This is a genomic window from Pseudomonadota bacterium, assembly GCA_030860485.1.
Classification (GTDB): domain Bacteria; phylum Pseudomonadota; class Gammaproteobacteria; order JACCXJ01; family JACCXJ01; genus JACCXJ01.
This window is the reverse complement of record JALZID010000111.1, coordinates 1-11,275: the sequence shown is the minus strand read 5'-3', so window position 1 is coordinate 11,275 and position 11,275 is coordinate 1. Positions and strand designations below refer to the sequence as shown.

General features: G+C 62.1%; 8 protein-coding genes. All 8 read left to right on the top strand.

The window, feature by feature from the left end; translation table 11 throughout:
• The first annotated feature begins 248 nt into the window (after positions 1 to 248).
• Entirely contained in the window at positions 249 to 905 is a 657-nt protein-coding gene (locus tag M3461_06590; GenBank protein MDQ3774043.1) for a hypothetical protein, read from the top strand.
• 514 nt (positions 906 to 1,419) lie between these two features.
• Positions 1,420 to 5,982 carry a glutamate synthase large subunit gene (gene gltB, locus M3461_06585; protein MDQ3774042.1) on the top strand — a complete coding sequence of 1,521 codons (4,563 nt, stop codon included), beginning with the start codon at positions 1,420 to 1,422 and terminating at the stop codon, positions 5,980 to 5,982.
• Between the two features lie 7 nt (positions 5,983 to 5,989).
• Positions 5,990 to 7,438: a glutamate synthase subunit beta gene (locus M3461_06580; GenBank protein ID MDQ3774041.1), complete on the top strand. Its 1,449-nt coding sequence runs from the start codon at positions 5,990 to 5,992 to the stop codon at positions 7,436 to 7,438.
• A 255-nt stretch (positions 7,439 to 7,693) separates the two neighbouring features.
• Positions 7,694 to 8,506 carry a hypothetical protein gene (locus M3461_06575; GenBank protein ID MDQ3774040.1) on the top strand — a complete coding sequence of 271 codons (813 nt, stop codon included), beginning with the start codon at positions 7,694 to 7,696 and terminating at the stop codon, positions 8,504 to 8,506.
• Positions 8,507 to 8,617: 111 nt separating this feature from the next.
• The gene (locus M3461_06570; protein ID MDQ3774039.1) at positions 8,618 to 9,292 is read left to right on the top strand and encodes a hypothetical protein; all 675 of its coding nucleotides are present in this window, start codon (positions 8,618 to 8,620) and stop codon (positions 9,290 to 9,292) included.
• Between the two features lie 421 nt (positions 9,293 to 9,713).
• Complete coding sequence (locus M3461_06565) at positions 9,714 to 10,499, top strand: hypothetical protein (GenBank protein ID MDQ3774038.1); 786 nt, start codon at positions 9,714 to 9,716, stop codon at positions 10,497 to 10,499.
• Between the two features lie 145 nt (positions 10,500 to 10,644).
• Entirely contained in the window at positions 10,645 to 10,806 is a 162-nt protein-coding gene (locus M3461_06560) for a type II toxin-antitoxin system HicB family antitoxin (GenBank protein MDQ3774037.1), read from the top strand.
• Positions 10,807 to 10,890: 84 nt separating this feature from the next.
• Positions 10,891 to 11,100 (top strand): DUF4160 domain-containing protein, encoded by a 210-nt coding sequence (locus M3461_06555; GenBank protein MDQ3774036.1) that lies wholly within the window; start codon positions 10,891 to 10,893, stop codon positions 11,098 to 11,100.
• The last annotated feature ends 175 nt before the right edge of the window (positions 11,101 to 11,275 follow it).

The following is an 11,275-nucleotide window of genomic DNA, read 5'->3' as shown; positions in this document are numbered from 1 at the left end:
TTGTTTGCGGAAACACATTATACCGCGAAGTGCAGACCGCTTCCTAGTCTTTCTGATCATGAGACCAGTTATTTTACTTAAAGGCTGGATATCACCGGTGGTGATGTCAAGCGCAACGCTACAAACTCGCTGCAACCCTGTCTTCTACGCCCTTTCCTGACGACCCGCATGGATATTTATGCAACTGGAGGGTCTACAAGCAGCGCGAGCGCGATGCGAGCGGCGGCAAGACCGGCGATTACATCTTCATGGTGCGCGTCAAGAATCCCGGCGGCGGCGAGCTCACCGCCGAGCAATGGGCGGGGCTCGATGAAGGCGCCGAGCGCTTCGCCGACCAGACGCTGCGCCTGACCTCGCGCGAAGGCCTACAGTTTCACTTCGTCTACGGCCGCAACCTCGCGGCGCTGATCCAACACCTCAACGCCGAGTACCGCGACCGCGGCTGCCGCCTGACCACGCTCGGCGCGTGCGGCGATGTGAACCGCAACACGATGTGCAGCCCGATCGACGACCTCGACGCCGATCTTCCGCTGGATTCGCGCAGCCTGGCGCACGCGATCGCACGGGAACTCGCGCCGCGCAGCTCCGCCTACGCCCAGATTTTCCTGTCCGATGACGAAGGACGCACTGTCGCGCCGCTCAACGTCGAAGAACCGATCTACAACACGCATTACCTGCCCCGTAAATTCAAGGTCGGGATCGCTCACCCGCGCGACAACTCGATTGATCTCCTCACGCAGGACGTCGGTTCCCTGCCCGTGGTGAACGGCACGCTCGCCGAGCACTATGACCTTTACACCGGCGGTGGGCTCGGCACCACCCATAACCGGCCGGAAACCCAGGAGCTTCTGGGGCTTTACCTCGGCAGGGTGCACAAAGGGATGAGGGACGCCGCAGTAATGTAACACGGTGCCCAGGCGCACTGAATCAGCATCGCGCCCGATGTGCGGCAGCATGGCGTAAATCGATGGAATCGAGAGTCGCCATGTGCAGCAGCGCTCGATCGGCCACAAGCACCATGACCGCATGGCAGGCCACGGAAGCCTGCGGCGCCGCCCCTGCCGCGGGAGGGCTGAATCACCGTGGAAGCGGGGCGGATCGCACGCGCGGGAGATGCATGTGGCGTGCTTCGCGCACCGCAATTGCATCAGCGGCATGCGTCAAAACTGCCGCTGCTCTAGACGGTTAGGATAGGGTGTTCAGTGAGCGTCTAGACCCGGTCCGGTGGCCGTGACACACCCTGCCGGCGGTTATATACTGAATCTCCCCCAACCCTGACTCCTATGGACTTGTCCCGCATCGGCGTGATCGTGTAATGGGACGATTGCTAACGGGGGCACGCCGGTGATGCGTATCCTTAAGGCTCCCCACGGGGCGAGGCGGCGCCCAGGCGGTCTGGTGACGAGCGAGGGTGATGTGATGACCAATTGGGTGGGACATCCCGCAGAGGGCCTCTATGACCCGGCTCACGAGCACGACGCCTGTGGCGTCGGCTTCGTCGTCGATATGCACGGCCGGAAGTCGCATACTATCGTCACCCAGGCCCTCACGATCCTGAAGAACCTCATGCACCGCGGCGCCTGCGGCTGCGAGGAGAACACCGGCGACGGCTGCGGGATCCTGATCCAGATCCCGCACGCCTTCCTGGCGCGCGAGTGCGGGCGGCTCGGGATGGACCTCGGGGCGCCGGGTCAGTATGGGACGGGGCTCGTGTTCCTGCCGCGCGATCCGACCCAACGCGAGGCGTGCAAGACGCGCTTCGCGGCCATCGTGGACGAGGAAGGCCAGCGACTGATCGGCTGGCGCATCGTACCGACCGACGATTCCCCGATCGGTCCGACCGCACGCGCGGCCGAGCCGGATTTCCAGCAGATCTTCATCGAGCGCGCCGCCGGGCTCGACGACGACGGCTTCGAGCGCCGGCTCTACGTGATCCGCAAGCGCATCGAGCACGCCATCCGCAACTCCGATCTCACGGAACGCGAGCTTTTCTATATCCCGAGCCTGTCGCACCGGACCCTCATCTACAAGGGCATGCTGACGGGTTTCCAGATCGAGGCCATGTTCCCCGACATCGTCGATCCGGCGGTGGAGTCGGCGCTGGCGCTCGTCCACCAGCGCTTCTCGACCAATACCTTCCCGTCCTGGCCGCTCGCTCAGCCCTTCCGGTATGTCTCCCACAACGGGGAGATCAACACCTTGCGCGGCAACATCAACTGGATGCGGGCGCGCCAGGCGCTGTGCCAATCATCGCTCTTCGGCGAGGACCTGCAGAAGATCTTCCCCATCATCTACGAGGACGGCAGCGACTCGGCTTGCTTCGATAACGTGCTGGAGTTCCTGCACATGGCCGGCAGGCCGCTCGCGCACGCCGTGCTCATGATGATCCCCGAGGCCTGGAGCGGGCACGAGGCCATGGCCGATGAGCGCAAGGCCTTCTATGAATATCACGGCTGTCTCATGGAGCCCTGGGACGGCCCGGCCTCCATCGCCTTCACCGACGGTCAGGTGATCGGCGCCGTGCTCGACCGCAACGGGCTCAGGCCGTCCCGCTATTACGTGACCAAGGACGGGCTCGTCATCATGGCCTCGGAGGTCGGGGTCCTCGACGTGCCGCCCGAGGACGTGCTGATCAAGGAGCGCCTGCATCCCGGCCGGATCTTCCTGGTCGATACCCGCGAGGGCCGGATCATCGACGACGCCGAGCTCAAGCACGCCTTCGCGGTGGAGCACCCGTATCGCCAGTGGCTGGACCAGAACGTCGTGCCGATCGCGTCGCTCCCGGACCCGCCCGACGTGCCCGAGCGGGATCACGCCACCGTCTTCCGGCGCCAGCAGCTCTTCGGCTACACCCACGAGGACCTGCGCCTCATCATGAGCCCCATGACCCGGAACGGCGAGGAGCCGATCGGCTCGATGGGCACCGACGCCGCGTTGGCGGTGCTCTCGAACCGTCCGCGGCTCCTGTACGACTACTTCAAGCAGCTCTTCGCCCAGGTAACGAACCCGCCGCTCGACGGGATCCGGGAGGAACTGGTCACCCAGATCGAGACCCCGATCGGGCCCGAGGGCAATCTGCTCGATCCGGGTCCCGAGAGTTGTCGTCTCTTGAAGCTCAAGACCCCGATCCTGGACAACGAAGAGCTGGCCCGCATCCGCCACATGGCCCTGCCGGGGTTTCGCGCCTGCACCATTCCCATCCTCTATCCGGTGGTTGAGGGCGGGGAAGGCCTGGAACGCGCGCTCGCCACGGTTTGTGAAAAGGCGAGCCATGCCATCGCCGAGGGTTGCACCTACCTCATCCTCTCCGATCGCGGGGTGGACGAGCGCTTGGCCCCGATCCCGGCCTTGCTCGCGACCGCCGGGGTCCACCACCACCTGGTGCGCGAGGGCACGCGCGTCAAGGCCGGTTTGATCCTGGAGAGCGGCGAGCCGCGCGAGGTCCACCACATGGCGGTCCTGATCGGCTACGGGGCGGCGGCCATCAACCCCTACCTCGCCTTCGAGACCCTCGATGATCTGATCCGCCAGGGGCTGGTTTCGGGCCTCGACCACAAGACCGCCATCAAGCACTACATCAAGGCCCTCAACAAAGGCGTGCTCAAGGTCATCTCCAAGATGGGGATCTCGACCATCCAGTCCTATCGCGGCGCGCAGATCTTCGAGGCCGTGGGGCTCCACAAATCGGTCATCGACAAGTATTTCACCTGGACCGCCTCGCGGATCGGCGGGATCGGGATCGAGGTGATCGCGAAGGAGGTGCGCCTGCGCCATCACCACGCCTACCCCGAGCGCCCGGCCGGGAAGCCCGACCTCGACTGGGGCGGGGAGTACCAGTGGCGGCGCGACGGCGAGTACCACCTGTTCAATCCGGAGACCGTGTTCCGGCTCCAGCATGCGACCCGCAGCGGCCAGTACAAGATATTCAAGGAATACACGCGCCTCGTGGACGAGCAGAGCGAGCACCTCGCGACCTTGCGCGGGCTCTTCGAGCTGAAACCGGCGGGAGCATTGGTGCCGCTCGAGGAGGTCGAGCCCGTCGAGGCGATCGTCAAGCGCTTCTCGACTGGCGCCATGTCCTACGGCTCCATCAGCCAGGAGGCCCACGAGACCCTGGCCATCGCCATGAACCGCATGGGCGGCAGGTCTAACACCGGCGAGGGCGGCGAGGACCCGGCGCGCTACCGGCTCGATCCCAACGGCGATTCGCGCCGCAGCGCCATCAAGCAAGTCGCCTCGGGACGCTTCGGCGTCACCAGCGAGTACCTCGCCAGCGCCGACGATCTCCAGATCAAGATGGCCCAGGGGGCGAAGCCCGGCGAGGGCGGCCAGTTGCCGGGCCGCAAGGTCTATCCCTGGATCGCCAAGGTACGTTACTCGACACCGGCAGTGGGGCTGATCTCCCCGCCACCCCACCACGACATCTACTCGATCGAGGACCTGGCGCAGCTCATCCACGACCTCAAGAACTCGAACCCGAGGGCCCGTGTCAACGTCAAGCTCGTGGCCGAGGTCGGGGTCGGGACCATCGCCGCCGGGGTCGCCAAGGCCCACGCCGATGTCGTCCTGATCTCGGGCTACGACGGCGGCACCGGGGCCTCGCCCGTGACCTCGTTGAAACACGCGGGGGTGCCCTGGGAGCTGGGTCTGGCCGAGACCCAGCAGGTTCTCGTGACCAACAAGCTGCGCGATCGGATCGTGGTGCAGACCGATGGCCAGCTCAAGACCGGCCGCGACGTCGTCATCGCGGCCTTGCTCGGTGCCGAGGAATTCGGCTTCTCGACGGCGCCGCTCGTGGTCATGGGCTGCATCATGATGCGCGTCTGCCACCTCGATACCTGTCCGGTCGGGATCGCGACGCAGAACCCGGAGCTGCGCAAGAAGTTCGCGGGCACGCCCGAGCTGGTCCAGAACTTCTTCCGCTACATCGCCGAGGAGGTGCGCGAGAACATGGCTCTGCTCGGCTTCCGCACCCTGGACGAGATGATCGGCCGCGTCGATCGCCTGGGGGTCCACAAGGCCGTGGACCACTGGAAAGCCAAGGGCTTGGATTTCTCGCAGATCCTGTATCAACCCCAGATGGGCCCCGAGGTGGCCATTCGCAGGGTGCGCGAGCAGGACCATGGCCTCGACAAGTCGCTCGACCGGCAGACGCTCGTGCCGCTCTGCCGCCAGGCCCTGGAGGCGCAGAAGCCGGTCAACATCATCCTGCCCATCCGCAACACCAACCGCACCGTCGGCACCATCCTAGGCTACGAGATCACCCGTCGCTACGGCGGCGAGGGCCTGCCGGACGACACCATCCGGGTCCATTTCAACGGCTCGGCCGGGCAGAGCTTCGGCGCCTTCCTGCCGCGCGGCGTGACCATGACCCTGGAAGGCGATGCCAACGACTACCTCGCGAAGGGGCTGTCAGGCGGGCGCATCATCGTCTATCCACCGCGCCACGCGAACTTCGTCCCGGAGGAGAACATCATCGTCGGCAACGTGGTCCTGTACGGCGCCACGGGCGGTGAGGTGTATCTGCGCGGGATCGCCGGGGAGCGCTTCGCGGTGCGGAACAGCGGGGCGCTGGCGGTGGTCGAGGGCGTGGGCGATCACGCCTGCGAGTACATGACCGGGGGGCGGATCGTGGTGATCGGGCCGACCGGCCGTAACTTCGCCGCCGGGATGTCGGGCGGGATCGCCTACGTCCTGGACCGCGAGGGCGACTTCGAGCGGCACTGCAACCCGGGCATGGTGGACCTCGAAGCCCTTGACGAGATCGAAGAGGTTGAGACGGTTAGGGACCTCTTGACCCGCCACCATCGCTACACCCAGAGCACGGTCGCGCAGCGTATTCTGGCCAACTGGACGCGGATGCAAGCGCGCTTCGTCAAGGTCATGCCGCGCGACTACAAGCACGTCTTGAGCGCCATCGTCAAGGCCAAGGAGACCGGTATCCCGGTGGACGAGGCGGTGATGGCGGCGGCCCATGGGTAAGATCACCATGGGTAAGATCACAGGTTTCATCGAGTACCCGCGCGCCAAGCAGCCTTACCGGCCGATCTCCGCGAGAGTCAAGGACTGGGGCCAGGTCCTGCAGCCCTGGCCCGAGACCGAGCTCGCCAAACAGGCGGCGCGCTGCATGGACTGCGGCATCCCCTTTTGCCACCAGGGCTGCCCGCTCGGGAACCTCATCCCGGACTGGAACGATCTCGTCTATCGCGCCCACTGGCGGGAGGCCATCGACCGGCTGCACGCCACCAACAACTTCCCGGAGTTCACCGGCACGCTTTGTCCGGCACCCTGCGAGGGCTCCTGTGTGCTCGCGATCAACGACGACCCCGTGACCATCAAGGCGGTCGAGCTCGCCATCATCGACCACGCCTTCGAAGAAGGCTGGGTCACGCCCGAGCCCCCGGTGATCGAGACCGGCAAGGGCGTGGCCGTGGTCGGCTCGGGTCCCGCTGGCCTCGCCGCAGCCCAACAGCTCCGGCGCGCGGGTCATAGGGTCACGGTCTTCGAGCGGGACGATCGGATCGGCGGGCTCCTGCGCTACGGGATCCCGGAATTCAAGATGGAGAAGCGCGTCCTCGACCGCCGGCTCGAGCAGCTCGCGGCCGAGGGGGTAGCGTTTCGGGCCAGCGCGCATGTCGGTTTCGACGTACCGGTCGCCGATCTGCGCCAGGAGTTCGACACGATCCTGCTCGCCGGTGGGGCGTGCGCGCCGCGCGATCTCCAGGTCCCGGGCCGCGAGCTTAGCGGGATCCACTTCGCCATGGACTTCCTGCCGCTCCAGAACCGCCGCTGCGAGGGGGACACGATCCCCGATGCGGCGTTTATCGATGCCAAGGGTCGCCACGTCGTCATCATCGGCGGTGGGGACACCGGCGCCGACTGCCTGGGCACCGTGCACCGCCAGGGCTGTGCCTCGGTACACCAGCTCGAGATCCTCCCCCAGCCGCCCGAGGCGCGCGCGGCCGACAACCCCTGGCCGCTCTGGCCCAACATCTACCGGGTATCCTCGGCCCATGCGGAGGGCGGCGAGCGCGTCTACTCGGTCTCGACGAAGCGCTTCGTCGGCGACGAGTCGGGCCGGGTCAAAGCCCTCAACCTCGTGGTCGTCCAGCAGGACCGCGTCGATGGCCGGCCGGTGTTTCGCGAAGTCGCGGGCTCGAACTTCACCCTGCGCTGCGATCTCGTCCTCCTGGCCATGGGCTTCGTGGGACCGGAGCGGGAAGGCATGCTGGAGGCGTTGGGCGTGCGCCTGACCGAGCGCGGCAACGTCTGGCGCGACCGTTCTTGGATGACGAGCGTCCCCGGCGTCTTCACCGCCGGCGATATGCAACGCGGCCAGTCCCTCATCGTCTGGGCCATCGCCGAGGGGAGATCGGCGGCGCGGGGGGTCGATGTTTATCTCATGGGGCGGTCGGACTTGCCGGCGCCGTTGGCGTGAGGTGACGCTGGCCTCCAAGGAAGCCGTTTTGCGTAGCCGGCTTCCGGGAAACAAACCTCTGGCTTCTGACCTGCCTGGTTGCGCCGGACTCCAAGCCCTTCCTTTCTATCAGGATGCGGCCGAGCAAGATCGCTCGGGCTTCGAGGGGAGCGTGAAGGTAGACGCTACGCGCAGTTCGGAAATAGGGCACTAGGCAGATTCTGACTAGCGCACTACTTTCGGATTCTGTTTAACCGACTGTTGGGGTGATCGAGGATGGGACGCGAGCTGCAAAGGCTTCGTCGCCGCAAGGCAGTGGTCCAGCGGATGGACCAGTTGCTTCAGTCGGCGCAGACGGCCCTCGTGATCCACTACTCCTGCGAGAGTTTCTACGACAAGGTGGACGGCAAGACACCCCGTATTACGTCCATTGCGGTCCGTAATCTGACTTCCGGTCAGACCGACTCATTTTCGATCCATCAAATCGCCGAAGAACAACACATCCCATTCGAAGAGATCGACCAGCACTACGATTCCTTAGAAAAGCAAATGCTCGATCGATTCTTTCAGTTCGTGCTCTCACGCCAGCACTATTCGTGGGTGCACTGGAACATGAGAGACGTGAACTATGGGTTCGCCGCGATCGAGCATCGATATCGCGTGCTAGGCGGACAGCCAATTCTCATCCCGGAAGACCGGAAGTTTGACTTGGCCCGTGCGCTCGTGGATCTCTATGGGGTCGCCTACATCGGGCACCCTCGACTTGAAAGCCTCGTCAAGAAAAACAAGATCACGGATCGGGGCTTCCTCACCGGCGCTCAGGAAGCAGCGGCGTTTGACAACAAGGAGTTCGTCAAGCTGCATCAGTCGACACTCAGAAAAGTCGACACCTTGCCCAACATTTTCGAAAGGGCTTCGAATCAAAGTCTGAAGACCAACTCTAGCTGGTTTGAACAGCATGGCTTTACGCCCGCCGTCCTGGCCGAGTGGGCCAAGGAACATTGGCTGATAACCCTCCTAGTGGTTGCTGGAGGAATTCTCACTTTCATTGTGAGGGTCTTTGATCTTCTCGCGATATTGCGGTTGTGATGGCAGATCACCCTAACAAGGCCACGCAGGGGGCGCGAGTATAGCGGTGCTGGCATGGTGTCCGCGCGCCCCTGATGGCCGGCGTTCCGCATCCGCAGCAGAACTCGCCACGTGAATATCGATCCCACCTCCCAGATCGCCGGTACCCCTGCGCTGAAGATTCGCAGTCTGCTTCGCAAATGGTTCGGTGCTGCACGGAACGAGCGCTTTGTGGCCGAAGAACTGTCGATCACGAATCAGGACGCAATGGCGGTGATCGAAGAGCTCTGTCGCCTTTGTTATATTGAACTTGAAACCAACTACCCAAATGGCCCCTGGTGGCGGACGACGGTCAAGGGGAATGCCCTAGCTCTCGCATCGGCCGCACGGCCGCTTCGGCGAGCCAATGCGGAGCGGACACTCTCGGAGTTCCTCGTTCGCGTTCGAGGAGTCAATGCCAATCCCTACTATCTGTATGGCGTTCGCAAGGTACTTCTTTTCGGCAGTATGCTCACGGATGCGGAACGAGTAAATGACGTGGACGTGGCAGTGGATTTCATTCACAAGATTTGCGACCGAGACAAGCGAATGCAGGCAGACCAAGAACGCGCTCGAGTAGCGGAAGACGGCGGACGCCGCTTTGGCAATTTCGTCGAGAGACTTTTCTGGCCAAAGTACGAAGTTATCCTCTTTCTCAAATCCCGCTCCAGAACGCTCAGCATTCATGAAGCGGACGATGCGGTCCTCGAAAGCGCCGCCTGCAAAATCATTTTTGACGAGCCGGAAAGTACAACGACAGGTGCCTAACATCCGCTTCAACGCGGACGCTCTGCAGGCGGCGCGCCGGTTACGCGGAGCGTTCGGGGAGCAGCCGACAAGGCTGCGGTTCTTGCGACAGATATCGGGGTCGGCTTCGATAGATTTTCAACGTGATGACCAAAGGCCGCGCAACAACGATAATGAACTCGGACGCAACTTCCGCGTGCGCTCCGTTGGCGCTCGGTTAATTATGTCGTTATACCTCAAAGAGGTGATGTGCCATGACCCAATGTCCTATCTGCTTGTCCGAAGCTTCTGGTCAAGGTCACCAACCTACCGGTGACGGACATGGTGGCGAAAAGTACGAGTGTCCTCGATGTGGTCTCCGCTAACGCTTCTCGCCACGCTACCTCAGACTCTAGGGGAAGACGAAACGAAGAGATCTCTGCTAAGTCATGCCGTGCGAAAGATGCAACGGCAGAACCAGCCTCCTTTTCTTACGTCCGGTTTGGTTGAGGAGATTCTCAAGGGATCGCTTCCGTCACCGTCCCAGCAAGCTGAAAACCTTGTGCTCTGGCTAGGAACGATCCTCAAGGGTCCGGGCGAGACTATATGGGTAAATCCGGCTTCGCACCTATCGATAGTTGGCTCCAGAACACCTGACGGGTTCGGTTTCGTGTTAGAGCACCTATTTGACACAAAGATCCTGCGTGGCAGCTTGTCAAAGACCATGAGCGGCATGAGCGCTCATGCTACGCTCACGTTCGACGGCTGGCGCTACTTCGACCAACTGCATCGGGGCGCAGCCACTTCACGGAAGGCATTCATGGCCATGAAATATGGCGATCCCACTTTGGATTTCGTCGTAGACAAAGCGTTTCGACCCGCACTAAGAAAGACGGGCTTCTCTCTTCAACGACTCGATGAGGCACCGAAGGCTGGCCTTATTGATGACAGATTACGAGTTGAGATACGCACCTCGCGATTTCTCATTGCTGACCTCACTCACGAGAATGCAGGGGCCTACTGGGAGGCCGGGTTCGCTGAGGGACTTGGCAAACCTGTCATCTACACCTGCGAGAAAGGCAAGTTCGCTGCATCGACGACTCACTTCGACACAAACCATCACCTGACGGTCGTGTGGTCTGCTGAGGACCTCACAACGTGCGAGGAAGCGCTCAAAGCAACGATTCGAGCAACGCTGCCCGACGAAGCTGTTCTTCACGATGCCGATGCGGGAACAATCGAGGCATAACCTGCTGTTCGACACCATGGATATCCGGATCAGGCTGTATTAATCGCGCACGGCGGAACTTCACGGTGCGGCGGACGGCGCGACGAACTCCCGCCGTCACTGATCTTCGTCGTTATGTGCTGATGAAAGATAGATAGGACGAGGTATGAAGCTCAAGGTGATGGTCCACGAAGCGGAGGAAGGAGGCTACTGGGCGGGAGTGCCTTCGATTCCCGGCTGTACTACTCAAGGAGAGACATTTGATGAATTACTTAGCAACCTCTATGAGGCGGTAGAAGGTCGTCTGTCAGTAGGTAGGCGGGGATAAGCGGAGCGATTCCCAGCAGATCCACGCCATTTGCTGGGTTTCGTTCCTCAAGCGACCCTACAGGACTAGCAACATGAGACGTCAATGCCGACCGTAAAAGATATTCCAGGTCCTTATCGCTTGTTCTTCTATAGTTTTGATTGCAATGAATCGAAACATATTCATATTCAGAGAGACAAACTCACATGCAAGTTCTGGCTTGAGCCCATTACCTTGAGCAAGAATAGTGGGTTTTCTCCAAAAGAGCTTAACTCTATTCGGCGCATCATTGAAGTTAACCCTCCAGTTGCATAAACTTCCACGCGGATCGTCAGGAAAGGGCGTAGAATACAGGGTTGCAGAGAGTTTGTAGCGTTGCGCTGGACATCACCACCGGTGATATCCAGCCTTTAAGTAAAATAACTGGTCTCATGATCAGAAAGACTAGGAAGCGGTCTGCACTTCGCGGTATAATGTGTTTCCGCAAACA